We start from the raw sequence: 25857 nt of genomic DNA on the forward strand, positions 1-25857 counted from the left end.
ACGGACATGCTGCGCAGGCTTTACGACTGGACGATGGGCCTGGCGGGTCACAAGCACGCGGATTCGTCGCTCTTCGCCATCAGCTTCATCGAAAGCTCGGTCTTTCCGATCCCGCCGGACGTGCTGATGATCCCCATGGTGCTGGCGCAGCGGGCACGGGCCTGGATCATCGCGTCGATCGCCACGATCGGGTCGGTCCTGGGCGCGCTTCTGGGCTACTGGATCGGCGCGGTGCTGATGGACACGCTGGGGCAATGGGTCCTGACCGCCTATGGCAAGGAGGCGGCCTATCAGCAACTGGCCGAGCGTTTCGAGATCTACGGAGGCTGGGCGGTGCTGATCGCGGCGCTGACGCCCTTTCCCTTCAAGGTCATCACCATCTTTTCGGGCGCCGTGGGCCTGTCCCTGCCGGTCTTCGTGCTGACCTCGATCCTGGGGCGCGCGGGACGCTTCTTTGTGGTTGCGGGGCTTCTGTGGCGCTTCGGGCCGCCGATCCGTGATTTCATCGAACGCCGGTTGGGCCTGGTGTTCACGATTTTCATGGTCTGCCTGCTCGGTGGACTTGCAGCGGTGAGGTTCCTGTGACGGGCAGACAGCTTTCCCTTCTGGCGGGCGCGGGGTCGGCCCTGCTGCTGATCGCGGCGCTTGGCTTCCAGGCCGCGGGCTATGCGCCCTGCGAGCTGTGCATCCTGCAGCGCTGGCCGCATGTCGCAGCCGCCGTGATCGCGGGGCTGATCTGGCTGACCGGCCGCACCCGCGCCTTGGCGATCCTGGGGCTGGCCGCGGCGGCCACGGCCACGGCTCTGGCCATTTATCACACCGGCGTGGAACTGGCCTGGTGGGCGGGACCGTCGCATTGTTCGGGCGGGGTCGGCGACCTGGCGCGCCTGACCACGCAGGACCTGATGACCCGCCTGCAGGCCGCCCCCGTGGTGCGCTGCGACGAGGTCGCCTGGAGCTTCCTCGGCGTCTCGATGGCGGGCTGGAACGCCATCCTGTCGGCGGGGCTTGCGGGGCTTTGGGCAGTTGCGGCCCGCAAGGGCAACTGAACGTCAGAACGGCGCTTTTCCCGGTTCCGGAGCGGGGCCGCGATTGCCCCGCGCCGGCGGCTCGGCTATACCGAACACCAACTAGATGTTGAGGAATACCCGTGGCCGACACCCCAGAAGACGATCTGCCCGAAACCCCCGAGAACGGCGAAGAAGGCGACGCCGGGACCCGTGTGGTGATGCATCACGACGGGCCCGTCATCGACATCAGCTCCGAGATGCGGACCTCGTATCTGGACTATGCGATGTCGGTGATCGTCAGCCGCGCCATTCCCGACCTGCGCGACGGGCTGAAGCCGGTTCACCGCCGCATCCTCTATGCGATGGACGAAAGCGGCAACACAGCGGACAAGCCCTATCGCAAATCCGCACGCTCGGTCGGCGACGTGATGGGCAAGTATCACCCCCATGGCGACAGCGCGATCTATGACGCGCTGGTTCGGATGGCGCAGGACTTTTCGATGTCGCTGCCGCTGCTGGACGGCCAGGGCAACTTTGGCAGCATGGACGGCGATCCGGCGGCCGCGATGCGCTATACCGAAGTGCGCATGGACAAGCCGGCCAACTACCTGCTGATGGACATCGACAAGGATACGGTCGATTTCCAGGACAACTATGACGGCAAGGACCGCGAGCCGACCGTCCTGCCGGCGCGCTTTCCGAACATGCTGGTCAATGGCGCGGGCGGCATCGCCGTCGGCATGGCTACGAACATCCCGCCCCACAACCTGGGCGAGGTGATCGACGCCACGCTGGCGCTGATCGCCGATCCGGACCTGCCCACCGAACGCCTGCTGGAGATGATCCCGGGTCCCGACTTTCCGACGGGCGCGATGATCCTGGGCCGGTCGGGCGCGCGCAAGGCCTATCTGGAGGGGCGTGGCAGCGTCATCATCCGCGCCAGGACCCATATCGAGGAGCCGCGCAAGGACCGCTTTGCCATTGTCGTGGACGAGATCCCCTACCAGGTGAACAAGTCCACGCTGATCGAGCGGATCGCCGAACTGGCCAAGGAAAAGCGGGTCGAGGGGATCGCCTCGGTTCAGGACGAATCCGACCGGCAGGGGGTCCGGGTCGTGGTGGAGCTGCGGCGCGACGCGACGCCCGATGTGGTGCTGAACCAGCTGTTCCGGTTCACCCAGTTGCAGACCACCTTCGGCTGCAACATGCTGGCGCTGAACGGCGGCAAGCCCGAACAGCTGGCGCTGCGCGACTTCCTGACCTACTTCATCGCCTTCCGCGAAGAGGTCGTGGCGCGCCGCACCGCCTATGAGCTGCGCCGCGCGCGCGAGCGCAGCCATGTGCTGTGCGGTCTGGCCGTCGCCGTCAGCAACGTGGACGAGGTGGTGGCCACGATCCGCAGCAGCGCCGACGCCGCCGAGGCCCGCACGCGCCTGATGGAGCGGCGCTGGCCGGCCCATGACATCGTCGAATACCTGCGGCTGATCGACGACCCGCTGCACCCGGTGAACGAGGATGGCACCTACAACCTCTCCGAGGTGCAGGCCCGCGCCATCCTGGACCTGCGCCTGCAGCGCCTGACCCAGATCGGCGTCAAGGAGGTCACCGACGAGCTGCAGTCGCTGGCCGACAGCATCCGCGACTATCTGGCGATCCTGGCCTCGCGCGAGCGGATCATGGCCATCATCTCGGACGAGCTGACCGAGGTTAAGACGCTGTTCGCCGTGCCGCGCCGGACCGAGATCACCGATTGGGCCGGCGACATGCTGGACGAGGACCTGATCGAGCGCGAGGACATGGTCGTGACCATCACCTCGGGCGGCTACATCAAGCGCACCGCGCTGGCCGAATTCCGCGCCCAACGCCGCGGCGGCAAGGGCCTGTCCGGGATGGCCACCAAGGAAGACGACGTCGTGACCACGCTCTTCGTGGCCAGCACGCATACCGAGCTGCTGTTCTTCACGACGGACGGCATGGTCTATCGCCTCAAGACCTGGCGCCTGCCCCTGGGCGGCCGCACGTCCAAGGGCAAGGCCATCGTCAACATCCTGCCGATCGACGCCGGGGTCAGCATCGCGGCCCTGATGCCGGTGGATGCGCCCGAGGCCGAATGGGACAGCTACCAGGTGATCTTCGCCACCTCGGACGGCGACGTGCGGCGCAACGCCCTGTCGGATTTCGGCAGCGTCCGGTCGAACGGCAAGATCGCCATGAAGCTGCCCGAGGGCGTCAGCCTGATCGGCGTCCGCATGGCCACGACCGAGGATGACGTGATGCTGCTGACCGCCCAGGGCCGGGCGATCCGCTTTCCGACGACGGCGGTCCGCGTCTTCAAGGGCCGGGATTCGACCGGGGTCCGGGGCATCCGGCTGGCGGCGGGCGACCGTGTCGTCAGCATGGCGGTCATCCGGCACTTCGAGGCCGATCCGTCGGAACGGGTCGCTTATCTGAAGATGCGCCGCGCGGTTGCAGGCGCGCTGGACGACGGGGCCGAGGCCGATGAGGACGAGGATGCGCCGGCCGAAGGCGTCATCACCCAGGAGCGCTATATCGAGATGTCGGCGGCCGAGGACCTGATCCTGACCATCACCGCCAAGGGGACCGGCAAGACCAGCTCCAGCCACGACTATCCGGTGCGCGGACGCGGGGGCCAGGGCGTGATGGCCATGGACCGCGGCATGCGGGGCGGGCCGCTGGTCGCCAGCTTCCCGGTGGAAAGCGACAACCAGATCATGCTGGCCACCTCGACCGGCCAGTCGATCCGCGTGCCCGTCGAGGGGATCAGCTTCCGCTCGCGCAGCGCCGGCGGTGTCAGGATCTTCAACACCAGCAATGGCGAGGTGGTGGTTTCGGTCGCCCGCATTGCCGAACAGGGCGATGCCGAGGCATTGACCGACGAGGATCAGGACTGACACCATGACGATCCGGCCCTGCGATGCAGGGCCGGGTTTTTTTGATCTGCATGCGGGGACCGGACTTGGATCAAGCGAATGACTCGGTGTTGCGAGAGCGGTTGCAGACCGGCTTTCTGGGGATCATCGCCTTTTCGCTGCTGATGTTCATGCTGGTTCAGGCGCGGTTCATCCTGATCTCTCTGGCCATCGCGATCATCCTGTTTTCGCTGACCTCTGATGCGATCTACGCGATTTCGACGCGGCTCAGGGTGCCGAACTGGCTCGCCACAACGCTGGCGCTGATCGGCATCGCGCTTGGCCTGCTGTGGATTTCCACAACGATCCTGGCGCAGGTCAACGAGATCGTGTTCCTGGCGATCACCTATGCCGAACGCGCGCAGGCCGCCCTGCCCGCCCTGACCGAGCGTCTGGGCCCCGAGGCGCAGGAACGCATCATCACCGCACTGACCAATTTCAACATCACCGGCTGGATCCGTTCGCTGGCCGGACAGGCCTCGGGCATCCTGTCGGGCAGCGTTCTGGTGATCCTTTTCGTGGGCTTCATGTTTGCTGAACAGGTCTGGTTCCCGGTCAAGGTCGAACGGCTGACGGGCGACGCCGAACGCGCCGTGCAGGTGCGGCGGATCATCGCCTCGATCATGCACCGGGTGAACCGCTACCTGGTGGTCAAGACCGGTGTCAGCGCCGTCACCTCGGGGCTGGTCTGGGCGATCTTCAATTTTGCCGGGCTGGAGCTTGCGACCGCCGTGGCGATCCTGACCTTCGTGCTGAACTTCGTGCCCTCCGTGGGTTCGATCGCGGCAACGGTCATCAGCACCATCCTGGTCTTCGTGCTGACCGGCGACACCACGATCACGGTGGCCATCGGCATTGCCATCACGGTGGTGCAATTCGTCATCGGCAACATCCTGGATCCGATGCTGCTGGGTCAGACGCTGCGCCTGTCCAGCTTCGGGATCATCCTGTCGCTGGCCTTCTGGGGGGCGGTCTGGGGGATACCGGGAATGTTCCTGGCCGTGCCGATCATGGTCGCCCTGATGATCGTCTGCGCCCACATTCCCTGGCTGCGCCCCGTCGCGGTGATGCTGTCGCGCGAAGGGCTGCCCGACGACGGCAGCGGAGATCCCGACGACGCAAAGATCGCGGCCTGACCCATGAGCAGGCGGCGCACCCCTTTTGGGATGCGCCGGACGCTCAGCGCCCTTCGCTGTCGGCTGCAATGTCCGGCAGGCCCGGCGCATCGGCTCCCTCGTCGCGCGTCAGGCGCGGGTCGGGGATCTTCAGCGGCGGGGCAGGTTCACGGGGCGCATCATCCCGGGCCCCGCCGCCATGCAGGGTTTCGGGATTGCGCAGCCAGATGTCACGCTGCGCGAAGGGGATCTCGATCCCTTCCTCGGAAAAGCGGCGGACGATCTCGTGCAGCAGGTCCGAGGTGACGCCCAGTCCGGTTCCGACATCAGCCAGGATGGCCCTGACCTCGAAGTCCAGAGAATCCGCCCCGAGGCCCCGGAACAGGATCGCCGGCGCGGGATCGATCGAGACCAGCGGATGATCCTCGGTCAGTTCCCGCAGGATGCGCTCGACCTTGCGGGTGTCGCTGCCATAGGCGACGCCCACGGGGATGATGATGCGGCCGACCTTGTTGTGCCGCGTCCAGTTGATGACCGGTTGGCTGATCAGGTCGCTGTTCGGGACGATCACCTCGGTCTTGTCGAAGGTTTCGACCTGGGTCGAGCGGACCGAGATGCGCTTGACGATCCCCTGCTGGCCGCCTGCGCTGATCCAGTCTCCGACACTGACCGGGCGCTCGATCAGCAGGATGATCCCGCTGACAAAGTTCGACACGATGTTCTGCAGGCCGAAACCGATGCCGACCGACAGCGCGCCCGCGACGATGGCAAAGGCCGACAGGTCGATCCCGGCCGAGGTGATCGCCATCAGCGCCGCCAGCACGATCCCGATATAGCCCATCCCCGAGACGACCGCGTTCTGACCGCCGGCATCCAGCCTGGTCTTGGGCAGGATCGAATTGCGCAGCGCGCCCTGCAGGCCGCGGGTCAGGACATAGCCGATGGCGAAGATCACGAGGAAGGTCAGGATCGCGCCAGGCGACAGGTTGACGCCGCCCAGGCTGATCCCGGTGCGGAAGCGCAGCCAGTATTCGCCCAGCTCCTCCCAAGTGGCGCCCCAGATGAACAGGAACAGCGGCACCGACAGCAGGACCAGCGCGAAGCCGGTCAGCAGCGGGGCCAGCCCCTCGCGCGCGCCCTCGGCTCCGCGCTGCAGCATGTTGAAGACATCGGCGATGAAATCCTGCAGCAGGATCAGCAACCCGACCAGCGCCAGCGACAAGAGCCAGGGCCAGACCATCAGGTTGCCCAGGTTGACAAAGCCGGCCGCGGTGACCACGACCGCAACCGGTGCCAGGAACCGCGTCAGCTGTCCGGCCCAAGCCACGATCCAGTGGCGATAGGACAGGTCCTGCGTCACGGCATCGCGCGTCAGGCGGCGCAGGATGTTGCCAAGCCGCACCATCCCCAAGGCGGCCAGCGTGATCAGGACCAGGTGCCAGACCCCGGCCGAGGCTTCCGAGAACTGCACGGGCACGCGGCCCACCTGCGCCTCGCCCTGCTCGTAGAGGCCCGACAGCGGCAGGACGGCCCGCGACAACACGTGATGTACCGCCATGACCAGCGCCAGCGCGCGCACCATGGTCGCGGCCGAGACGCGCGCCCCCTCGCCCATGTGCAGCGAGGTATAGGCAATGGCCTGGCGCGGAAACAGCGCCCGTGCCAGCCAGATGCCGCTGAACAGGATCACGCCGGCGACCGGCAGGGCATTCAAAAAGGGGGTGGTCCAGGCGCCGGGCAGTTCGGTCGCCTTGACGGCATTGATGGCTAGAAAGATCCCCACCATCGGAATGGCGATCTGCCCGAGCGAGACGACGAAAGCCAGCACCGCGCGCGAATATTCCGACGCGCGGGCCGATAGGCGCGACGGCAGGCTGCCGATCCAGGCGCGCCCATAGGTCAGCAGCAGCAGCGCCGCGATCAGGTAGAAGGCGACCTGCAGCATCTGCCCGCGAAGGTTCTGCCACGTCTCGGGCGCGGCATCGCGTCCCGAAATCTCGGCGGCCACGCCGTCGAGGAGGGTCAGACCATCATTGGCAGCCTCGGCCCAGCTGCCCGGCAGCAGCGGCGAGTCCGTCTGCTTGGCCAGCTCCAGCGCCTGCCGCTGACGCATGATCTCGTCGATCTGGGCGATGATGGAATTGGCGCGGCTGGCAGCCTCCGTGGCCGCCAGGCGCGGGGCCTGGGCGGTGGACAGCTGCTGGTTCAGCTCGGCGCGGCGCGCGGCCACATCCGCATCCTCGGTCTCGCCTTCGGCGGGCACCGGGCCAAGCGCCTCGATCTGGTTGCGCAGCGTGGCGATGCGGTCGGCATTGACGTTCTGCCCCGCCTGAAGGCGATCACGCCACTCGACGATCCGGGCACGTGTCTGGCCCAGTTCCTCATTCGTGGCCTGGGCGTTGGTGGTCAGGCCTTCCGCCCGCTCCGCGACCAGTTCCCAGGTTTGGTAGTTGGGCGTCTCGGCCTGCTGGGCCATGACGGGAACGGCAGTGGCTGCCAGCAGGACAGCCAGCAGGCAGGCAATGATATGGCGCATGGATCAGGTCAGCCCTCGAAGACTTCGGGAAGCTGCGGCGGCGTCTTGGTCAGCCAGTCCGGCACCGGCAGGCCCTTGGCGCGCAGGAACTCGGGGTTGAACAGCTTGGTCTGATACCGCGTGCCGTAATCGCACAGGATCGTGACGATCGTGTGGCCGGGGCCCATCTCGCGCGCCATGCGGATGGCGCCGGCGACGTTGATCCCCGACGACCCGCCCAGGCACAGCCCCTCGTTCTTCAGCAGGTCAAAGACGATCGGCAGCGCCTCCTCGTCCGAAATGCGCCAGCTGAAATCCGGGGTGAAGCCTTCCAGGTTCGCGGTGATGCGCCCCTGCCCGATGCCTTCGGTGATCGAGCTGCCGGGGCTGTCGAATTCGCCGGTGGTGTAGAAGGAATGCAGCGCCGCGCCTTCCGGATCGGCCAGGCCGATCCTGACGCCCCGATGCTGCAGCGCGTCGGCCACGCCGGCCAGCGTCCCGCCCGAACCCACAGCGCAGACAAAGCCGTCGACCTTGCCGCCGGTCTGCTCCCATATCTCGGGGCCGGTGGTTTCCAGATGCGCACGGCGATTGGCGGTATTGTCGAACTGGTTGGCCCAGATGGCGCCGTTCGGCTCGGTCTTGGCCAATTCCGCGGCCAGGCGGCCTGAATAACGGACATAGTTGTTGGGGTTCTTATAGGGCGCGGCGGGCACTTCGACCAGGATCGCGCCGGCCAGCCGCAGCATGTCCTTTTTTTCCTGGCTCTGGGTCTCGGGGATCACGATGACGCTCTTGAAACCCATCGAGGCGCCGACCAGCGCAAGCCCGATGCCGGTGTTGCCGGCCGTGCCCTCGACGATGGTGCCGCCCGGCCGCAGTTCGCCCCGCGCCACCGCGTCCTTGATGATATAGAGCGCGGCGCGGTCCTTGACGGACTGGCCGGGATTCATGAATTCCGCCTTGCCGAGGATGTCGCAGCCGGTCTCTTCGCTGGCACGCTTCAGGCGGATCAACGGGGTGTTGCCGATCGCGTCGGCCAGATCAGAACAGATTCGCATGGCGATCGACCTTCTTTCCGGGTGAGTTCACAGTCCCGAATACCTACACATGCAGGGTGTCGGGGGGCAACCCCGGGGGCCCCCCCCTGCGAGGGCTGCGGGGCAGCAACGGGTTCAGGCGCCTGCAAGTTCCGCCCGCAGCCGGTCGGCGCGGGCATCCAGCCACAGCGACAGCGTGGCCAGGGGGCCGTTCGTGATCTCTCCGGCATCGACCATCGCAGACAGTCGTGCCCGGGGCAGCAGGTGGCCGCGGATGTCCTCGGCCTCGCCGTCCAGGCCGTGGATGCCCGTGCAGCCGTCCGGTAGGTCGGCGATCCCGATGAACTGATAAAGAAACTCGCAGACAGCGCCCGGGCTTGGATAGGCATGAAAGCAAGGAACAAGACGGTCCAGCCGCAGAGCCGCCTCCTCCAGCGCCTCACGCCGGGCGGCTTCCTCCACCGTCTCGCCGGCATCGACACGTCCGGCGACAGGCTCGAGCAGCCAAGGCTGGGGATCGCCGCGCAGGGCGGGGGCAAAGCGGAACTGCTCGATCACCATCACCCGGTCGCGCACCGGGTCCCAGGGCAGCACCACGACGGCATCCCCCATCATGAATCCCTCGCGGATCATCGGCCGGCTTTCGCCGCCCTCATGCAGGGCATGGGTCAACTGGCGCTCTTCGACCGCGAAGAAGCCCGCGAACGGCTGCCTGCCCCGCAGCATCGTCACCGCCCCCGCCGGGCGCCGCGCCACCAGGTCGCCGCCCGAAGGCTCCATGGACTGCGCCCGTAGCCGGCTGCCCGCCCAGATGCCGATCATGGGCAGGCGCCTGGCCAGATGGTCGGCGCCGACATCCGGCGGCGCCGCCAGGACCTGTGCCGCGATCTCGGCCGCCAGCAGGTCCTGCGCATCGTCAAAGGCCCACATCGCGCCTTCGCCCTGCGGCGCAACGCCCATGACCCGGTGGCCCTGGTGATCCTGCGGCCGCAGACCCATGACCTCGGCATAGCGATCCAGTTCCGCATTGGGCGTGACCTCGACCCCCGCCAGCGGCTCTGGCCCGGGCACAAGGGCCGGCCAGCCGTCGCGATCCAGCCCGGCGCGCGCACCACCCAGCAGCCGGCCGCCAAGCTGCACATCAGGCCCCTGCAGGCCCAGCTCCTGCAGCATCCGCGGCGTGGCCAGCGGGCCCGTCAGGACCAGGCTCACAACTGCCGGCCCTGCAGCCGCAAGGCCGCCGCAAGACCCATGTCATAGGAGGTCTGCGCAAAGACCCGGTCAAAGGCCGCGAACAGCACCTGCGCCAGCGCCTGCCCTTCGGGAGAGCTGGCATAGGCGATATAGGTCTCCATCTCGGCATCGGTCAGGGGGGCGTAGGCCAGCATCAGGAAACCCTGCAGCCATTCCGTCGCGTCGACCTCGATCTGCTCCTGCTGCGCCCAAGCCTCGGCCATGGCCTGTTCATCGGTCAGCGGCATGTCAAAGCCCCCGCCATCGGCAAAGCCGCGGGAAAAGGCCAGCGAGGCATTGAGGCCGCTGGCCACGTTCGGCGCGACCAGGTCGGCACGGTCGATCAACCGCAGGATCTGCTCGGCACGGGATGCATCCTGATCGAGGGCGCGTTCGAAGGCCTCAAGTGCCTCGGCCTCGATTTCCTCGTCCAGAAGGTCACGCCGGGCGGCCGTCTCCAGCGCAACCAGACGCTGGCCCAAGCCGTCTTCGTAGAAGCGCAGCCCTGCGTCCAGACGGTCGCCGTTCACGCGATCCAGCGCATCGACCGCCCCGGCACGAAACATCTCTTCCAGCCGTCGGATGTCGTGGATGCGTGCGACGACGGAGGGCCAGGGCGGACCGTTGCCCTGGATCACCCCCTCCTCCTCCAGGCGGCCCGCTTCGCGCACGGCCTCGTCGCGCAGGATGGGCATCATCGCGCCCATATCCAGCCCGTGCCAGATGCGCTGCTCCGGTGCCTCCTGCCCGGCCACCGTGAGGACCCCGGCCATAACGTCCGTCTGCCGGCGAACGTTCAGCCCGGCCTGCATCTGCCAAGGAGGTTGCCACTGCTTCAGTTCCACGGCGGCAGAACCAGGGGGCAGTGCGGGCAGGGCAAACGCTCCCACCAGACCCAGAATCATCAGCATCGCCCGCACCTTTCGTGGAAAAATTCGACAGCCCGCTTTTTTTCGTTCAAACCCCCTTGCGCTTCAACCCCCGCCCCTCTAATTCCCGCCTCACCACCCAAAAGCGCGGAGAGGTGCCGGAGTGGTCGAACGGGGCGGTCTCGAAAACCGTTGAGCCTGCAAGGGTTCCGTGGGTTCGAATCCCACCCTCTCCGCCACTTTCCCAAGTGCAGTCTAAATTTGTCGGCACAGCAAGCTGCGGCACATGCTGCCTGTCACATTGGCAGCTGAATTTCCGTAGTCATTGTTGCATGTCGGTCAGCGGGCCTCTTCGGCTGAAGCCTCCCCTTTTGCGGCAGCGCGACCTTGTTGCACATCTCAGTGAGGGGGATTCACTGAGCGCGTCCTGAGGGTTAGGTCGAGGGCATGCCGAAGCCTTCCCCGATCCGCTACTGCACGACGAACTGGTCAGACTACAATGCGGCGCTGCGCAAGCGCGGCTCGCTGTCGGTCTGGTTCGATCCCGAGACGGTCTGGCACGCCGACAAGACCGGCAAGCGCGGGCGACCCGAGACCTTCTCGGACGCTGCCATCCAGACCTGCTTGACCCTGAAAGTGCTTTTTGGGCTTCCGCTCCGGCAGACGGTCGGGCTGGTTGAAAGCCTGATCCAGATGGCGGGGCTTGATTGGCCGGTTCCGGACTATTCGACGCTGTGCCGCCGGCAGGCGCGGATCGCGGTGCAGGTCCCGTATCGCGCGTCCGGGCAGCCCCTGAACCTGTTGATCGACAGCACCGGTATCAAGTTCCGCGGGGACGGCGAGTGGCAGACCCGCAAACATGGCCCGTCACGCCGGAGGCAATGGAGAAAGGTCCACCTCGCCATGGACGCGGGCACCGGGGATGTGCGCGCGGTCGAGTTGACCTCGAGCCGCCAAGGCGACAGCCCGCTGCTGCCGGAGCTTCTGGCGCAGATCCCGCCGGAAGAGACGATCGGCACGGTCACCGCAGATGGTGCTTACGATACACGACGATGCCATGGCGCGATCATCGACCGAGGCGCGGATGCCGTCATACCGATCCGGCGCAATGGCCGCGCCTGGAAAGAAGACTGTCCCGCTGCTGCCGCGCGAAATGAGATCCTGCGGGCAACCAGGCGCTTGGGCCGGGCGCTCTGGAAGAAGTGGACCGGCTATCACGCCCGAAGTCGGGTCGAAGCTTTGATGAACTGCCTGAAGCTCTTCGGCGAGAGGATCATGTCACGAGACCCCGCCCGCCAGACCGCCGAAATCCAGATCCGCATCGCCATCATGAACCGCTTCTCGGCCCTTGGCAGGGCCGAGATCGAAGCAGTCCGCTGAAGAATGGCGGGAAAGGGGGCAGTCATGCTCGGGGCTGATTTGCGCAACATCGCCGATTGCCGGGCACGACGCCCAAAGAACATGCCTCACATGCGCAACTGATGGGCCGGTTGCCCGGAGATGCCCGCAGGCCGTGATGCGCTTTCGATGCGATTGTTATTCCTTGCGAAACCCCCCGGGCGGTCTATCAATCTCAACATGAGGGACAGCCGTCACCTTAGGGATCAGGTTTCAACGGCCAGAAGGCCCCACCCGAGAGGACAGAATGCAGAACAGCACGCAGCCAGCGCAGCCGGTCACGGCCAATCACGACACACTGAGGCCGGTCACGCCGGCCGAGAAAAGCTGGGGATGGTTCGCGATCTTCAACGTCTGGGCCAACGACGTGCAGTCGCTGTTCGGCTACAGCCTGGTCGCGTCGCTGTTCATTTCCTACGGAGTCAGCGGCTGGACCGCATTCGCCGCGCTGATCACGGCCGGGCTGCTGGTCATGGTGCTGGTCAACCTGTCGGGTGCGGCGGGTGAAAGATACGGCATCCCCTACCCCGTCTTTGCGCGCGCCAGCATGGGGCTGCGCGGGGCCCGCCTGCCGGCGCTGCTCCGCGCGATCGTGGCGGTCTTCTGGTACGGGGTGCAGGTCTATTTCGCGTCGACGGCGCTGGCCCTGCTGATCCGGTCGCTGACGGGCATCACCGACGGCGCACCGATCATGGGCATGAGCGGCATCGACTGGATGTCGTTCCTGCTGGTCTGGGTGTTCCACATCCTGATCTTCTGGCGCGGCATGGGATGGGTCGAGACATTCCTCAACATCGCCGGTCCCTTCGTCTACCTGGTGATGATCGGGCTGGTCGTGGTGTTGTGGAACCGCGCGGACGGGCAGCTGCTGTCACAGGCGCAGACGATCTTCACCAGCGCCGACAGCACCTTCGGCACCGAGGTCGCGGGCTTCATCGCGATCGTGGGCACGATGGTCGCCTATTTCGCGGCCGTCATGATCAATTTCAGCGACTTTTCACGCTATGCGCGCAACAAGCGGGCGATGACCCTTGGCAACCTGACGGGCCTGCCGCTGAACATGATCCTGTTCTCGGCGCTGGCGCTGCTGACGACCGCCGGCGCGGCTGTCGTTTATGGCGAAGCGCTGATCAACCCGACCGAGATCGTCGAGCGCACGGACAGCGTCATCCTGGCCATCATCGCCGCCATCACCTTCTTTGCCGCCACCGTGGGCATCAACCTGGTCGCGAACTTCATCCCGGCGGTGAACGGCATCGCCAACATGGCGCCTGATCGCATCAGCTTTCGCAGCGCCGGGATCATCACCTCGGTCTTTGCGCTGTTCATCGGCGGGCTCTGGACCAGCTTCATCAGCCAAGTCGGCATCGACGGCTTTGTCAACACCCTGGGCGCAACGCTGGCCCCGCTCTACGGGATCCTGATCGCCGACTACTACCTGCTGCGCAAACAAGAGCTGAGCGTCGAGGATCTGTATCGCACCGAAGGCGGCCGCTATCACTATGGCAACGGCTGGAACGACCACGCGCTGGTGGCCTTCGCCATTGCGGCGATCTTCTCGGTCGCGGCGGTCTGGGTGCCCTTCCTCAGCCAGCTGTCGGGCTATGCCTGGCTGATCGGCGCGCTGCTGGGCGGGGTGATCTATGTGATGCGCAGCCGCTCTGCCCAACGCCCATAGCATGAACCGCCGGGGCCGGAGGGGGCGCCAAGCCCCTCTGGCCTCGGCATCACACTTCGGCGTGTACGGCGCTGGCGACGGCCAGATCGGCCAATGCCGCCACGGCCGCACGATCCGCACCCACGGCAATGAAGCGGGCGTTGTGGCAAAAGCGCGCGCCGGAAACACCCGATGCCGCCTCGAAGGCCGTATCCGTCAACCCGGCCCAGGCCTCGGGCAGATCCGCCCGCAAGGCAAAGCCGTCGGCGTCGCGCCGGATGCCGGTCAGCGCCCAGTCCGTTTCCCGCGGATGGATCACGAACAGCAGGTGATCTGCCTTGGCCTTCAGAACGGCTGCGCGAAAGGGCATGCCCCTCGGCAGTTCCAGCACGCGACCCTCTCCCGCCGCATGGATGGCGTCCATTACCACGGCCTCGGCGCGCCGCTTGGCGGCCTTGCGGGCAATCGCCGCCTCGACGAAGGCGCGCGCGATGGCCAGGGCACCGTGGAAGGCCCGATCTTCCGCATCCGCAGTGTCGTCGTCAAAGACGGGCTTCAGGCTCTCCAGCAGCATCGGCAAGGACAGGTCCGCCAAGGGCCCGGTAGGCGACAGCGCGCCATTGTCCACCAGGTCGATGGGTCGCACGAAGTCCGTGTCGAAATCGGCATGCACTCCTTCCAGATGGCCCTCGGGCAGGTTCAGCGCGCGCAGGTAATCCTGCCCGAACTGCCGCCAGATCAAGCCGAAGGAACTGTAGGGCTGCCCATCCGCGCGCAGAGGCGGGTTCTTCTGGTGATGATCAAAGATCAGCCTCGCCGGGTCAAAGTCGCGCCCCACGTCATAGATCACACGTTCAGGCGCGGGGCTGATCCAGCCGGCGTCGCGGGTGCGGATGATCGTGGCGCCGGGATGCAGCCGGGTCAGGATGACGGATGACAGAAGCTCGTCAGCATGAAATCCGCCGGAATGGGTGACAAGATGGGTAATGGTCATGGTCCTCATCCGAAAAAGCAGATGACCGCCCGAGGGCGGTCAGCGAAAGATCAATCAGTTGCGAAAGCCGTGGCGCCACGATGGCTGCCCCACGAACCGGCCTGCCTGCTCAATGCGTCCAGGGCATCCGCCGGTCGGTCGCGAAATTCTCGCCATATCCGCGGGGGCGCACGTTCGGGGCGCGGCGATGCGGTTCCTGCACCACGAACTCCAGCCCGTGCTCGCGCGCGTAATCCTCGGCCTGCTTGCGGGTGTCAAAGCGCAGGCGAACCTGGCTCTGAGTGTCATGGCTGCTGGTCCAGCCCATCAGGGGATCGACCTCGCGCTGCTCGGCGGGCGGAAACTCCAGCACCCAGCCCTTGGTCTTCGCGGTGCCGGACTGCATGGCATTGCGAGCGGGCTGGTAGATACGCACGAGCATGGATCTGTCCTTCGGCTGATGGCCCAAGGGTTATCGCGAAATTCGGGCATCTGTTCAAGTCCTGCGGAACATCGCGGTGGCGCCGGCGTTCGGCGGGTGGATGACGACAAAAGGAGGTCCCTATGTCCAACCACAAATTCGTCCCCGCCCTGGCCGCTCTGCTGCTGTCGGCAGGTCTTGTCTCCGCCCAGGAGGCTGCCGCACCCGAAGCCGAGGCTCCGGCTACCGAAATGGAAACCGCGACCGGCGGTTCCGACATGTCCGCGTCTGGCGGCGCCTTCCGCGCGCAGGTCGAGGCGGCTGACGGCACCTCGCATGGCACCGTCACCTTGCAGCCCACCGCATCGGGCGTCAGCGTCGTGACGCTGGACCTGCAGAACCTGCCGCAGGGCGTTGTGGCCGTGCACCTGCACGAAACCGGCGCCTGCGAAGGCCCCGACTTCAAAAGCGCGGGCGGCCATCTGGCCATGGACGGCGAAAACCACGGTGTCATGGCCGAAGGCGGCCCGCATGTCGGCGACCTGCCCAACCTGCATGTGGCCGAAGGCGGCACGGCCATGGTCGAACATTTCGTGGCGGACCTGACGCCCGAGGTTCTGGACGATGAGGACGGCACCGGATTCATCATCCACGCCAAGGCCGACGATTATGAAAGCCAGCCTGCCGGCGACGCCGGTGACCGGATCGCCTGCGGCGTCCTGACCCGCGAATAATCTCGACATCCCGGCCCGGCGTTCCGCGCCGGGCCTTGGGGCCCTGCCCCGATCAGCCACGACCCGTCACGCAAGAGGCAACCGAGATGACGACCCCCACCCGGATACGCAGCCTGAGCGGCAAGGCGATGGCCATGCCGCTTCTGTTTCTTGGCCTCTCTGCCTGCGCCGGCAGCCCCTATGATGTCGATGCCCGCCAGTGCAGCCCCAGCCAGCACCAGGTCCTGGTCGGCCGCAACGTGGGCGAGATCATGCTGCCCCCCACATTGCGCAAGCGCGAAGTCTGGGCCTCGGGCGCGATGACCAACGACTTCAATCCTGCCCGGCTGACCATGTTCGTGGATGCCAAGGGCTTCGTGACTCGGGTAGCCTGCGGCTAGCGCCCGCGCTTCGACCGCTTGTTGCCGCCCCGCTGCCCTGCCCGCCCGGCCGTCGATCGGCCCGAGGATTTGACGGCCGCCTCGGCCGCCTCCTCGATAACCGACTGACGCGCCAGCGGATCGTCCGAGATGGCCAGATCCACGGCCTCCAGACGCTTCACCTCGTCGCGCAGACGCGCGGCCTCCTCGAACTCCAGGTTTTCGGCCGCCTTGCGCATCTGCGTCCGCATCGCATCCAGATGCGCCGCAAGGTTCGCGCCGATCAGGGGCCGGTCGACCTTGGCGGTGACGCGCGACTGATCCGTGTCGCCCTGCCACAGGCCCGCCAGGACATCATCCACATTCTTGCGGACGGTCTGGGGCGTGATCCCGTGTTCGATATTATACGCCATCTGCTTTTCGCGCCGCCGTTCGGTTTCGGCCATGGCGCGTTCCATGCTGCCGGTGATCCGGTCCGCGTACATGATGACGCGGCCGTCTGCGTTCCGCGCCGCTCGCCCGATCGTCTGGATCAGCGAGGTCTCGGACCGCAGAAAGCCCTCTTTGTCCGCATCCAGAATCGCGACCAGCCCACATTCGGGAATGTCCAGGCCCTCACGCAGCAGGTTGATGCCCACCAGCACGTCGAAGGCGCCAAGCCGCAGGTCGCGCAGGATCTCGATCCGCTCGATCGTGTCGATGTCGCTGTGCATGTAGCGGATCTTGATGCCCTGTTCGTGCAGGTATTCGGTCAGATCCTCGGCCATGCGCTTGGTCAGGGTGGTGACCAGCGTCCGATAACCGGCGGCCGTCACGCGGCGCACCTCGTCCAGCAGGTCGTCGACCTGCATTTCGACCGGCCTGATCTCGATCTGCGGGTCCAGAAGGCCAGTAGGACGGATGATCTGTTCGGTAAAGGCGCCGCCGGTCTGGTCCATTTCCCACTGCGCGGGCGTGGCCGACACGAAAACGGACTGGGGCCGCATCGCGTCCCATTCCTCGAACTTCAGGGGGCGATTGTCCATGCAGCTGGGCAGGCGAAAGCCGTGCTCGGCCAGCGTGAACTTGCGCCGAAAGTCGCCCCGGTACATGCCGCCGATCTGCGGCACCGAGACGTGGGATTCGTCGGCAAAGACGATGGCGTTGTCGGGGATGAATTCGAACAGCGTGGGGGGCGGCTCTCCGGGCGCCCGGCCCGTCAGATAGCGGCTGTAGTTCTCGATCCCGTTGCAGACCCCGGTCGCCTCCAGCATCTCGATGTCGAACGCGGTGCGCTGCTCCAGGCGTTGCGCCTCCAGCAGCTTGCCCTCGTCGGTCAGCTGCTTCAGCCGTTCGGCCAGCTCCTTCTTGATGCCCTTGATCGCCTGCTGCATCGTCGGGCGCGGGGTCACGTAGTGGCTGTTGGCATAGATGCGGATCTGTTTAAATGTGTCGGACTTGGTGCCCGTCAGCGGGTCGAATTCAGTGATCGCCTCCAGCTCGTTCCCGAAGAAGTCAAAGCGCCAGGCACGGTCCTCCAGGTGGGCGGGCCAGACCTCGACCAGGTCGCCGCGCACGCGAAAGCTGCCGCGTTGGAAGCTGGCATCCAGGCGCTTGTACTGCTGTGCGACCAGCTGCCCCAGGAATTCGCGCTGGTCATAGCTTTCGCCGACGATCATGTCCTGGGTCATGGCCGAATAGGTCTCGACCGAGCCGATGCCATAGATGCAGCTGACCGAGGCGACGATGATCACGTCGTCGCGCTCCAGCAGCGCACGGGTGGCACTGTGGCGCATCCGGTCGATGGCCTCGTTGATCTGCGACTCCTTCTCGATATAGGTGTCGCTGCGGGCCACATAGGCTTCGGGCTGGTAATAGTCGTAGTAGCTGACGAAATACTCGACCGCGTTCTCGGGGAAGAAGCCCTTGAACTCGCCGTAAAGCTGGGCAGCCAGCGTCTTGTTGGGCGCCAGGATGATCGCCGGGCGCTGCGTCGCCTCGATCACCTTGGCCATGGTGAAGGTCTTGCCCGTGCCCGTGGCGCCCAGCAGGACCTGGTCCCGCTCGCCTTGTCCCACGCCCTCGACCAGCTCCTTGATCGCGGTCGGCTGGTCGCCGGCGGGCTGGAACTCGCTCTGCATGACAAAGCGTTTGCCCCCCTCCAGCTTGGGGCGGGTCACTTCGATGGGGCGCAGCACCGGCGCGTTGGTGTTGTTGTGACCCATGAGGTTCCTGATCCGTTCGAGGTTGCCCCCAAGATGTGTCGGAAACCTCCGGTTTTCAACCGCGCTTGAGGCGCGCCGGCTGAAGTTCCTGCCAGCCGGGACCACCCGACAGTTCGTCCGCCAGGATCTCGGCCGTGACGGGCCCCAGGGTAAAGCCCTGGTGCCCGTGCCCGAAATGCGCCCAGAGGTTCGGCTGGTCCGGCACCCGCCCCACCAGCGGCAGCATGTCGGGCATGCAGGGACGCCTGCCGGTCCACGGTTCCGCCTCGACCGGGGCGCCGATGTCGAACAGTTCGCGCGCGGCCTTCTCGCCATGGCGCAGCTGCGGCGGCGACAGGCGCGGATGCGGGGTCAGTTCCGCCGCCGTGGCAATGCGCAACCCGCGGCGCATCGGTGACATGACCACGGAATTGCCGAAATCGGCGATCGGATGGTTCGGCGGCAGCTCCATGTGGTAGTGCTTGTGATAGCCGCGCTTGTAGACCATCGGCACCTTCAGCCCGAACCGCTGCGTGACCATCGGCGACCACGGCCCAAGCGCGATCACGGCATGCTCGGCGGTGGCCTCGTCCGCGCGCCAGCCGGCGCCGTGGCGGTGCAGGTCGCCCGCGTCACCGTTGACGATGCGCCCGCCCCGCTTCTGGAACAGGGCCGCGTAGCTGGCGACCAGCCCGCCCGGATCGGCGCAGCTCCAGCTGTCGGACCAATGGGTCGCGCCGGCCACCTCGATCTTGATCGCTGGCTCAAGACCGCGCAGCTCGGCTGCGTCCAGCAGACGCGCCTCGACGCCGAACTGGCTGCGGAACCGCTCGACCGTGGCGCGCGCCTGGACCAGCTTGGCAGGGCTGCGATGCAGTTCGATATAGCCGTTGCGGCGGATGATGTTGTCCGCCCCCGCCGCCGCGACCAGCGGACCGTGCCGCTCCGTCGACTGGCGGATCAGCTTGCCCCATGTCACCGACGCCCGCTTGTGCGCGGCCGGCAGCGAGTTCCAGGCATAGGTCGCCACCGCCCCCAGCTGGGAAATCAGGCCCGACGGCGTCCACTTGACGTCATAGCCGCGCCCGAGGGCGATCTGGAACAGCGCGCCGGGCGACAGGGGCATGGCATAGGGCTCGACCGCCTCGGTCTGGATTAGGCCGGCATTGCCATAGCTAGTTTCGCGCCCCGGCACGCCGCGTTCCACGATGGTGACATCGTGTCCCCGCGCCTGCAGCGCCAGCGCCGTCGAAACGCCGACCATCCCCGCACCAAGAACCAGAACTTCGGCCATGCCTGCCTCCTCGCTGTTTGTGACGTCAGCGATGCAGATATGGCGCGCCTGCGGCAAGAACTAACGTGCTTTCTGCGGCCTTCTTCCCGATCTTCGCAAGATTCAGGCAAAAAGCTCGCGGCAAAAGCTCAAACCTTCGACCAGAGCGTCGACTTCCTCAAGGGTGTTGTACATGGCGAAGCTGGCCCGGGCGCTGGCGCCGATTCCCAGATGCTCCATCAGCGGCATGGCGCAGTGGCTGCCCGCGCGCACCGCGATGCCCTTCTTGTCGAGAATGGCCGAGATGTCATGCGCATGCGCCCCCTCCATCGTCATCGAGAAGATCGCCCCCTTGCCCGGCGCGTCACCCTGAACCTTCAACCAGTTCAATTCGCGCAGGCGCGCACGGGCATGGTCGCGCAAGGCGCGCTCATGCGCCGCAATGTTGTCCATCCCCAGATCCATCATGTAGTCCAAGGCGGCGCCCAGACCGATCTGGTTGACGATGCCGGGCGTTCCCGCCTCGAACTTCAGCGGCGGGTCCGCATAGGTCACGGCATCTCGGCCGACGGTGCGGATCATGTCGCCACCACCGATGAAGGGGCGCATCTCGGCCTGCCGCTCGGCCCGGATCCAGATCGCGCCCGACCCCGATGGGCCGTAAAGCTTGTGTCCGGTGATGCAGTAGAAATCCGCCCCAAGCGTCGACAGATCGACGCGCATGTGCACGGCCGCCTGGCTGCCATCGACGACCATCGGCAGGTCGGTGCCAGCACGGATGCCCGCGATGTCCACCACGGTGCCGGTGACGTTCGACATATGGGTAACGGCAATCATCTTGGTGCGGGGCCCGATCGCCGCCAGCACCTTTTCGGGCGGCAGGCTGCCGTCCGGCTCTGGTTCGACCCATTTCAGCACCACCCCTTGGCGTTCGCGCAGGAAATGCCAAGGCACGATATTGGCGTGATGTTCCAGCAGGGACAGGACGATCTCGTCCCCGGCCTGAAGGCGCGGCGCCGCCCAGCCATAGCTGACCAGGTTCAGCGCCTCGGTCGAGCCGCTGGTAAAGATGATCTCATCCTCGCGCGGGGCGTTCAGGAACCGCGCGATGGTGGCGCGGACGCGTTCGTAATTGTCGGTCGCCAGGTTCGACAGGTAATGCAGGCCCCGGTGGACATTGGCGTATTCGCCCTCATAGGCGCGGGTGATGGCATCGATCACGACGCGGGGCTTTTGCGCGCTGGCGCCGCTGTCCAGATAGACCAGCGGCTTGCCGTTCACCCGGCGTGACAGGATGGGAAATTCGGCGCGGACGGCATCGACATCAAAACTCATTGCGGCATCTCCGGCAGCAGACCAAGCGAGGCGGCGAAAAACGACAGCACGAAGCCCATCGCCAGAAGGGTGGCAAACATCACCAGCAGCACCTTTGGGCCGCTGGTAAAGCCGTGCAGCGCCTTGGTGAACTGCACGGTCAGCCACAGGAACAGCGCAACGGCCAGGATGCCCAGAAGGCCCGCCAGCGCCGGCAGCGCCAGCGACAGCACGATCTGGGCCAGCTGGACCATCAGCAGCATGACCTCGATCCAGACAGTCAGCAGCAACGCATCCTCGAACCGGCCATGACCGCCGAACATGCGGCCGACGCCGGACATGAGCCCCGCCCCCAAGACGATGGCGGCCATCTGCATCCCGGCCAGGACCAGCGGCTGGCGACCCAGCCCCATCATGGCCGGCACGTCCTCGCCCTCCGGGATCGGGAAGGCCAAGGACGAGACATAGGCCAGCACGCCCGACACGGCGACCGCGGCGACCAATGCCATCCAGCGCGCCTGCATCGGCCATCCCTGCCCCATCAGCCAATGGGCCGCGGCTTCCGGGTTGCGCAGCGTCTGGCGCGTCAGCGCCTTGAAATCGTCAAAGGTCATATGCGTCTCGCCAGCGCCGCAATGCCGGCGCCCCAGATGAACAGAAAGCCCAGGCCCGCCACGCTGCGGGTCAGGACAAGGGCCGGCCCCGGCCCGATCAGCCCGGCCACCAGCCCCGCCAGCAGCATCGCCGGCGCCACCGCCAGAAGCGCCCAGAACAGCGCGATGCGCGATGACCGCGCGTCCAGCCGCCACGGCGTCGCTCGGGACAGGATCGCCACCAGCCCTGCCAAGGCATAGGCCAGCAGCGGCATCATGAACATGGCGCCCATGGCCGCACCACCCAAGCGGGCATCCAGCGGGATCGAGGGGTCCAACTGCGCGGCCCGCGCATGAAACGGTGCCTGCGCCAAAAGCGTCAGGACCATCGCCAGCATCAGAACCGCCAGCAGCGTCGCATCGGTCATGCCGGCAAGGCCCCGCACCACCCGGCGCGGGGCCCACCAGCTTTGCAGCACGCGCAGCACCATACCGCCGCGCGCGGGCCTTGGCCTCAGGTGTGACTGGTCAGCCACGCTTCCAGCCGTTCGTTGATCTCTGCGCGCAGCCCTTCGTCCTCGACCTCTTCCAGGGCATCGGCCAGGAAGGACAGGACCAGGAAGACGATCGCCCGGTCCATCGGCACCCCGCGCGAGCGCAGGTAGAACAGCGCCTGTTCGTCGATGGCGCCGGTGGTCGAGCCGTGCGAGCATTTCACGTCGTCGGCATAGATCTCCAGCTCGGGCTTGGCCAGGAACTGGCTGGCCTCGTCCAGCAGCAGCGCTTGGCTGATCTGGTAGCCGTCGGTCTTCTGCGCGCCCTGCTTGACCAGGATCTTGCCCTGAAAGACGCCGGTCGCGCCGTTCTTCAGCACCTTCTTGAAAACCTGCCGGCTTTCGCCGCGTTCGGCGCCATGGGTGATGAAGACCGTGTCGTCGTGATGGAAACGACCCGTCGCGCCGTCGCCCAGGACCGCGGCCGCCACATGCGCCACCGCATCGTCACCCATCATGTCGATGACCGCCTCGTGCCGCATATGCGTCCCGTTGACGGCAAGGCTGAAGCTTTTCAGAACCGCGCCCTCGGCCACCCGCGCGAACAGGTGCGACAGGCCGACCTTGGGGTCGATGGCACGCTTGGCCGCGATGTGATGCAGCTTGGCGCCCGGCGCCAGGTCCACCTCGATCACCGCATTCGATCGCGCGCCGACCATGCCGCTTTCCAGGAAGGTCAGTTCTGACCCTTCCTCCAGCCGGATCACGTGGTGCCAGACCGCATCAGCCGCATCATCGGCGCGGCGGTGCAGGATGTGCACGGGCTTTGCCGGCGTTCCGGTGACGCGGATCAGCACCCCGTCCGCCGCGGCGGCCGAATTCAGCGCCGCGAAGGGCCGCTTGACCGGCTGCTGCCCGGCCGCTTCCAGCGTGCCATAGAGCCCGGCGGCCCAATGATCGCCCGCAGCATCGGCCTGGGCCAAGGTGGTGATCTCGATCCCCTCCAGCGCCAGATCATCCGAAGATGCGGCATCAAAGGCACCGTCCACGAAGACCAGCGTCAGCGTGTCACGCTCCTGGAACAGCGGGGATTCCGGCGCCTTGGCGTCGAAGGGCAGCGGCTGCGGGCCGGGCACGTTGAACAGGCGCGGATCGGTATAGCGCCAGTATTCGTCCCGCGGACCGGGCAGCCCCATCGCGCGCAGACGCGACAGCGCCTCGGCCCGCGCAGGCGCCGTGAACCCGCCCTGCGGCAGGGTCATCGCGGCCAGGCGGTCGTCCAGCGCAGTGGCAGCCTTGGGCGCGCCGGTCACCTGCGGCGTCTGCTGGGCCTTGGTCTTGACGGCGATCTCGGACATCAGCCGGCCTCCGCCAGAAGATCGCCATAGCCGTTCTCCTCGACCTGCAGCGCCAGTTCCGGGCCGCCCGACTTGATGATGCGGCCGTTCGACATGATATGGACCACATCGGGCTGGATGTGGTTCAGCAGCCGCTGGTAGTGGGTGATGACCAGAAAGCTGCGGTCGGGGCTGCGCAGGGCGTTCACGCCTTCGGACACCAGCCGCATCGCATCCACATCCAGACCCGAATCGGTCTCGTCCAGGATGCACATGCGCGGCTCCAGCATGGCCATCTGCAGGATCTCGTTGCGCTTCTTCTCGCCGCCTGAAAAGCCGACATTGACCGGCCGCTTCAGCATCTCGGGGCTGATCTGCAGGTCCGCCGCCTTGGCGCGCACGAGCTTGAGGAAATCGCCCGAGGACAGTTCCGCCTCGCCACGCGCCTTGCGCTGCGCATTCACGGCAGTGCGCAGAAAGGTCATGTTGCCGACGCCGGGGATTTCGACCGGATACTGGAAGGCCAGGAACAGGCCGGCGGCCGCACGCTCCTCGGGCTCCATGTCCAGCAGGCTCTGGTCGTCCAGCGTGGCGTCGCCCCCGGTCACCTCATAGCCGTCGCGGCCCGACAGGACATAGGACAAGGTGGACTTGCCCGACCCGTTCGGACCCATGATCGCATGGACCTCTCCGGCCGGGACCTCCAGCGTCAGACCCTTCAGGATCTGCTTGTCCTCTTCCTCAAGTTTGACATGCAGGTTGTTGATTTTCAGCATTTTTCCCTCAAACGGCGAAGGCGCCGCAGGGGGCGCCGTGATAGCGTGGGGGCCGGGCGGCAGGCCCGGCCCGGGCGGTCAGCCCACCGAACCTTCCAGCGAGATCGCGACCAGCGACTGCGCCTCCATGGCAAATTCCATCGGCAGCGCCTGCAGGACCTCCCGGCAGAACCCGTTTACCACCAGGGCCACGGCCTCTTCCTCGTCCATCCCGCGACTGCGGCAATAGAACAGCTGGTCGTCATCCACCTTGCTGGTCGTCGCCTCGTGCTCCACGCGGCTCGAGCTGTTCTTGACCTCGATATAGGGCACCGTATGCGCGCCGCACTTGTCGCCGATCAGCAGGCTGTCGCACTGGGTATAGTTGCGGCTGTTCGTGGCGCGCGGATGCATGGTCACCAGCCCGCGATAGGTATTCTGCGCCTGACCGGCAGAAATCCCCTTGGAAACAATGCGAGAGCGGGTGTTCTTGCCAAGATGGATCATCTTGGTCCCAGTATCGGCCTGCTGCCAGTTGTTGGCGATGGCGATGGAATAGAACTCGCCCTGGCTCTCCTCGCCCCGCAGGATGCAGGACGGGTATTTCCAGGTGATCGCGCTGCCGGTCTCGACCTGCGTCCACATCACCTTGGCCCGCGCCTCGCGGCAGTCGGCCCGCTTGGTGACAAAGTTGTAGATGCCGCCCTTGCCATCCTCGTCGCCGGGGAACCAGTTCTGGACCGTCGAATACTTGACCTCGGCATCCTCCAGGATGACGATCTCCACCACGGCGGCGTGCAGCTGGTTGGTGTCGCGCTTGGGGGCCGTGCAGCCTTCCAGATAGCTGACATAGCTGCCCTTGTCGGCGATGATCAGCGTACGCTCGAACTGGCCCGTGTTCTCGGCGTTGATCCGGAAATAGGTGGACAGCTCCATCGGGCAACGCACGCCTTCGGGGATATAGACGAAGCTGCCGTCCGAAAAGACCGCGCTGTTCAGCGTGGCGAAATAGTTGTCGGACTGCGGCACGACGCTGCCCAGATACTTCTTCACCAGCTCGGGATGCTCTCGGATTGCCTCGCTGATGGAGCAGAAGATGACGCCGGCCTTGGCCAGCTCATCCTTGAAGGTCGTTCCCACGCTGACGCTGTCAAAGACGGCGTCCACGGCAACCTTGCGGCCCTCGGCGGGCATGGCCTCGGCACCCTCGACGCCGGCCAGGATCATCTGCTCCTTCAGGGGGATGCCCAGCTTTTCATAGGTCGCCAGCAGCTTGGGATCCACCTCGTCCAGAGACTTGGGCTTGATGTCCATGCTTTTCGGGCGCGCGTAATAATACTGGTCCTGGTAGTCGATCTGGGGATAGTTCACCATCGCCCATGTCGGCTCGGTCATGGTGACCCAACGGCGATAGGCCTCCAGCCGCCATTCGGTCATCCATTCCGGTTCGTCGTTCTTCTTCGAGATCAGCCGGACGATGTCCTCGTTCACGCCCTTGGGCGCGTATTCCATCTCGATCTCGGTGTCCCAGCCATACTTGTAGCTGCCCATGTTCTGCACGGCTTCGACCGTTTCGCGGTCGACGCCTTCGCGCACGTCAAGATCGGTGGTTGCCGTCATCCCATGTCCTTCCTTGGGGGCGGGCCCCTGCCCA

General features: G+C 66.1%; 22 protein-coding genes and 1 tRNA gene. 9 read left to right on the forward strand and 14 right to left on the reverse strand.

What is annotated here, in order from left to right; all coding sequences use genetic code 11:
• The first annotated feature begins 6 nt into the window (after positions 1-6).
• The 4 genes from ACZ2G3_RS08540 (at position 7) to ACZ2G3_RS08555 (ending at position 5076) form a co-directional block, all read left to right on the forward strand.
• Positions 7-585: a YqaA family protein gene (locus tag ACZ2G3_RS08540; protein WP_470395308.1), complete on the forward strand. Its 579-nt coding sequence runs from the start codon at positions 7-9 to the stop codon at positions 583-585.
• Positions 582-1049, forward strand: coding sequence for a disulfide bond formation protein B (locus ACZ2G3_RS08545; RefSeq protein WP_470395310.1), 468 nt, complete (start codon positions 582-584; stop codon positions 1047-1049). Before ACZ2G3_RS08540 ends, ACZ2G3_RS08545 begins: the two co-directional genes overlap by 4 nt.
• Before the next feature lie 179 nt (positions 1050-1228).
• The gene (gyrA, locus tag ACZ2G3_RS08550) at positions 1229-3922 is read left to right on the forward strand and encodes a DNA gyrase subunit A (RefSeq protein WP_470399094.1); all 2694 of its coding nucleotides are present in this window, start codon (positions 1229-1231) and stop codon (positions 3920-3922) included.
• A gap of 65 nt (positions 3923-3987) precedes the next feature.
• Positions 3988-5076, forward strand: a complete 1089-nt coding sequence (locus ACZ2G3_RS08555) for an AI-2E family transporter (RefSeq protein ID WP_419267838.1) — start codon at positions 3988-3990, stop codon at positions 5074-5076.
• Positions 5077-5119: 43 nt separating this feature from the next.
• Here ACZ2G3_RS08555 and ACZ2G3_RS08560 read toward each other — a convergent pair whose 3' ends face one another.
• The 4 genes from ACZ2G3_RS08560 to ACZ2G3_RS08575 all read right to left on the reverse strand — a co-directional run bounded on the left by ACZ2G3_RS08560 (position 5120) and on the right by ACZ2G3_RS08575 (position 10754).
• Positions 5120-7591 (reverse strand): DUF3772 domain-containing protein, encoded by a 2472-nt coding sequence (locus ACZ2G3_RS08560; RefSeq protein WP_470395312.1) that lies wholly within the window; start codon positions 7589-7591, stop codon positions 5120-5122.
• An 8-nt stretch (positions 7592-7599) separates the two neighbouring features.
• Positions 7600-8631 carry a cysteine synthase A gene (locus ACZ2G3_RS08565; protein WP_419267840.1) on the reverse strand — a complete coding sequence of 344 codons (1032 nt, stop codon included), beginning with the start codon at positions 8629-8631 and terminating at the stop codon, positions 7600-7602.
• A 114-nt stretch (positions 8632-8745) separates the two neighbouring features.
• Positions 8746-9822 (reverse strand): NUDIX domain-containing protein, encoded by a 1077-nt coding sequence (locus ACZ2G3_RS08570; protein WP_470395314.1) that lies wholly within the window; start codon positions 9820-9822, stop codon positions 8746-8748.
• Entirely contained in the window at positions 9819-10754 is a 936-nt protein-coding gene (locus ACZ2G3_RS08575; protein WP_470395315.1) for a hypothetical protein, read from the reverse strand. The genes ACZ2G3_RS08570 and ACZ2G3_RS08575 overlap by 4 nt, the downstream gene beginning before the upstream one ends.
• A gap of 107 nt (positions 10755-10861) precedes the next feature.
• Here ACZ2G3_RS08575 and ACZ2G3_RS08580 point away from each other — a divergent pair.
• From ACZ2G3_RS08580 to ACZ2G3_RS08590, 3 genes are all read left to right on the forward strand, one after another.
• Positions 10862-10951: transfer RNA gene (locus ACZ2G3_RS08580), tRNA-Ser, on the forward strand.
• A gap of 208 nt (positions 10952-11159) precedes the next feature.
• Entirely contained in the window at positions 11160-12092 is a 933-nt protein-coding gene (locus ACZ2G3_RS08585) for an IS5 family transposase (protein ID WP_470395316.1), read from the forward strand.
• 265 nt (positions 12093-12357) lie between these two features.
• Positions 12358-13788, forward strand: a complete 1431-nt coding sequence (locus ACZ2G3_RS08590; protein ID WP_470395317.1) for an NCS1 family nucleobase:cation symporter-1 — start codon at positions 12358-12360, stop codon at positions 13786-13788.
• A 49-nt stretch (positions 13789-13837) separates the two neighbouring features.
• Here ACZ2G3_RS08590 and ACZ2G3_RS08595 read toward each other — a convergent pair whose 3' ends face one another.
• Positions 13838-14761 carry an MYG1 family protein gene (locus tag ACZ2G3_RS08595; RefSeq protein WP_470395318.1) on the reverse strand — a complete coding sequence of 308 codons (924 nt, stop codon included), beginning with the start codon at positions 14759-14761 and terminating at the stop codon, positions 13838-13840.
• Positions 14762-14870: 109 nt separating this feature from the next.
• Positions 14871-15182, reverse strand: coding sequence for an ETC complex I subunit (locus tag ACZ2G3_RS08600; RefSeq protein ID WP_470395319.1), 312 nt, complete (start codon positions 15180-15182; stop codon positions 14871-14873).
• A gap of 122 nt (positions 15183-15304) precedes the next feature.
• Here ACZ2G3_RS08600 and ACZ2G3_RS08605 point away from each other — a divergent pair, with 122 nt between their 5' ends.
• Entirely contained in the window at positions 15305-15895 is a 591-nt protein-coding gene (locus ACZ2G3_RS08605; protein ID WP_470395321.1) for a superoxide dismutase family protein, read from the forward strand.
• Positions 15896-15981: 86 nt separating this feature from the next.
• Positions 15982-16275 (forward strand): hypothetical protein, encoded by a 294-nt coding sequence (locus tag ACZ2G3_RS08610; RefSeq protein WP_470395323.1) that lies wholly within the window; start codon positions 15982-15984, stop codon positions 16273-16275.
• Here ACZ2G3_RS08610 and uvrB read toward each other — a convergent pair.
• From uvrB to sufB, 8 genes are all read right to left on the reverse strand, one after another.
• Positions 16272-18458, reverse strand: coding sequence for an excinuclease ABC subunit UvrB (gene uvrB / locus ACZ2G3_RS08615; RefSeq protein ID WP_470395325.1), 2187 nt, complete (start codon positions 18456-18458; stop codon positions 16272-16274). The two genes, ACZ2G3_RS08610 and uvrB, sit on opposite strands and share 4 nt — an antisense overlap.
• Positions 18459-18513: 55 nt before the next feature.
• Positions 18514-19731 (reverse strand): NAD(P)/FAD-dependent oxidoreductase, encoded by a 1218-nt coding sequence (locus ACZ2G3_RS08620; RefSeq protein ID WP_470395327.1) that lies wholly within the window; start codon positions 19729-19731, stop codon positions 18514-18516.
• A 102-nt stretch (positions 19732-19833) separates the two neighbouring features.
• Positions 19834-21045, reverse strand: coding sequence for a cysteine desulfurase (locus ACZ2G3_RS08625; RefSeq protein WP_470395328.1), 1212 nt, complete (start codon positions 21043-21045; stop codon positions 19834-19836).
• Positions 21042-21638, reverse strand: coding sequence for a Yip1 family protein (locus tag ACZ2G3_RS08630; protein ID WP_470395329.1), 597 nt, complete (start codon positions 21636-21638; stop codon positions 21042-21044). Before ACZ2G3_RS08630 ends, ACZ2G3_RS08625 begins: the two co-directional genes overlap by 4 nt.
• The gene (locus ACZ2G3_RS08635; RefSeq protein WP_470395330.1) at positions 21635-22153 is read right to left on the reverse strand and encodes a hypothetical protein; all 519 of its coding nucleotides are present in this window, start codon (positions 22151-22153) and stop codon (positions 21635-21637) included. The genes ACZ2G3_RS08630 and ACZ2G3_RS08635 overlap by 4 nt, the downstream gene beginning before the upstream one ends.
• A complete protein-coding gene (locus tag ACZ2G3_RS08640) occupies positions 22132-23469 on the reverse strand; it encodes a SufB/SufD family protein (RefSeq protein WP_470395331.1) in 1338 nt (445 codons plus the stop codon). The genes ACZ2G3_RS08635 and ACZ2G3_RS08640 overlap by 22 nt, the downstream gene beginning before the upstream one ends.
• A complete protein-coding gene (gene sufC, locus ACZ2G3_RS08645; RefSeq protein ID WP_419268290.1) occupies positions 23469-24224 on the reverse strand; it encodes a Fe-S cluster assembly ATPase SufC in 756 nt (251 codons plus the stop codon). Before sufC ends, ACZ2G3_RS08640 begins: the two co-directional genes overlap by 1 nt.
• A 78-nt stretch (positions 24225-24302) precedes the next feature.
• Entirely contained in the window at positions 24303-25823 is a 1521-nt protein-coding gene (sufB, locus tag ACZ2G3_RS08650; RefSeq protein WP_470395332.1) for a Fe-S cluster assembly protein SufB, read from the reverse strand.
• Positions 25824-25857 lie beyond the last annotated feature (34 nt).

It is taken from the genome of Paracoccus sp. KKT209 (genome assembly GCF_055635455.1).

Bases quoted from the DNA above. Each gene is read 5' to 3' on its own strand.
- ACZ2G3_RS08540 (WP_470395308.1), top strand. From the start codon at position 7: ATGCTGCGCAGGCTTTACGACTGGACGATGGGCCTGGCGGGTCACAAG.
- ACZ2G3_RS08600 (WP_470395319.1), bottom strand. From the start codon at position 15,182: ATGCTCGTGCGTATCTACCAGCCCGCTCGCAATGCCATGCAGTCCGGC.
- ACZ2G3_RS08590 (WP_470395317.1), top strand. From the start codon at position 12,358: ATGCAGAACAGCACGCAGCCAGCGCAGCCGGTCACGGCCAATCACGAC.
- sufC (WP_419268290.1), bottom strand. From the start codon at position 24,224: ATGCTGAAAATCAACAACCTGCATGTCAAACTTGAGGAAGAGGACAAG.
- uvrB (WP_470395325.1), bottom strand. From the start codon at position 18,458: ATGGGTCACAACAACACCAACGCGCCGGTGCTGCGCCCCATCGAAGTG.
- ACZ2G3_RS08625 (WP_470395328.1), bottom strand. From the start codon at position 21,045: ATGAGTTTTGATGTCGATGCCGTCCGCGCCGAATTTCCCATCCTGTCA.
- ACZ2G3_RS08565 (WP_419267840.1), bottom strand. From the start codon at position 8,631: ATGCGAATCTGTTCTGATCTGGCCGACGCGATCGGCAACACCCCGTTG.
- ACZ2G3_RS08640 (WP_470395331.1), bottom strand. From the start codon at position 23,469: ATGTCCGAGATCGCCGTCAAGACCAAGGCCCAGCAGACGCCGCAGGTG.
- ACZ2G3_RS08560 (WP_470395312.1), bottom strand. From the start codon at position 7,591: ATGCGCCATATCATTGCCTGCCTGCTGGCTGTCCTGCTGGCAGCCACT.
- ACZ2G3_RS08620 (WP_470395327.1), bottom strand. From the start codon at position 19,731: ATGGCCGAAGTTCTGGTTCTTGGTGCGGGGATGGTCGGCGTTTCGACG.
- ACZ2G3_RS08585 (WP_470395316.1), top strand. From the start codon at position 11,160: ATGCCGAAGCCTTCCCCGATCCGCTACTGCACGACGAACTGGTCAGAC.
- ACZ2G3_RS08575 (WP_470395315.1), bottom strand. From the start codon at position 10,754: ATGCTGATGATTCTGGGTCTGGTGGGAGCGTTTGCCCTGCCCGCACTG.
- ACZ2G3_RS08630 (WP_470395329.1), bottom strand. From the start codon at position 21,638: ATGACCTTTGACGATTTCAAGGCGCTGACGCGCCAGACGCTGCGCAAC.
- ACZ2G3_RS08595 (WP_470395318.1), bottom strand. From the start codon at position 14,761: ATGACCATTACCCATCTTGTCACCCATTCCGGCGGATTTCATGCTGAC.
- ACZ2G3_RS08605 (WP_470395321.1), top strand. From the start codon at position 15,305: ATGTCCAACCACAAATTCGTCCCCGCCCTGGCCGCTCTGCTGCTGTCG.
- gyrA (WP_470399094.1), top strand. From the start codon at position 1,229: ATGCATCACGACGGGCCCGTCATCGACATCAGCTCCGAGATGCGGACC.
- ACZ2G3_RS08610 (WP_470395323.1), top strand. From the start codon at position 15,982: ATGACGACCCCCACCCGGATACGCAGCCTGAGCGGCAAGGCGATGGCC.
- sufB (WP_470395332.1), bottom strand. From the start codon at position 25,823: ATGACGGCAACCACCGATCTTGACGTGCGCGAAGGCGTCGACCGCGAA.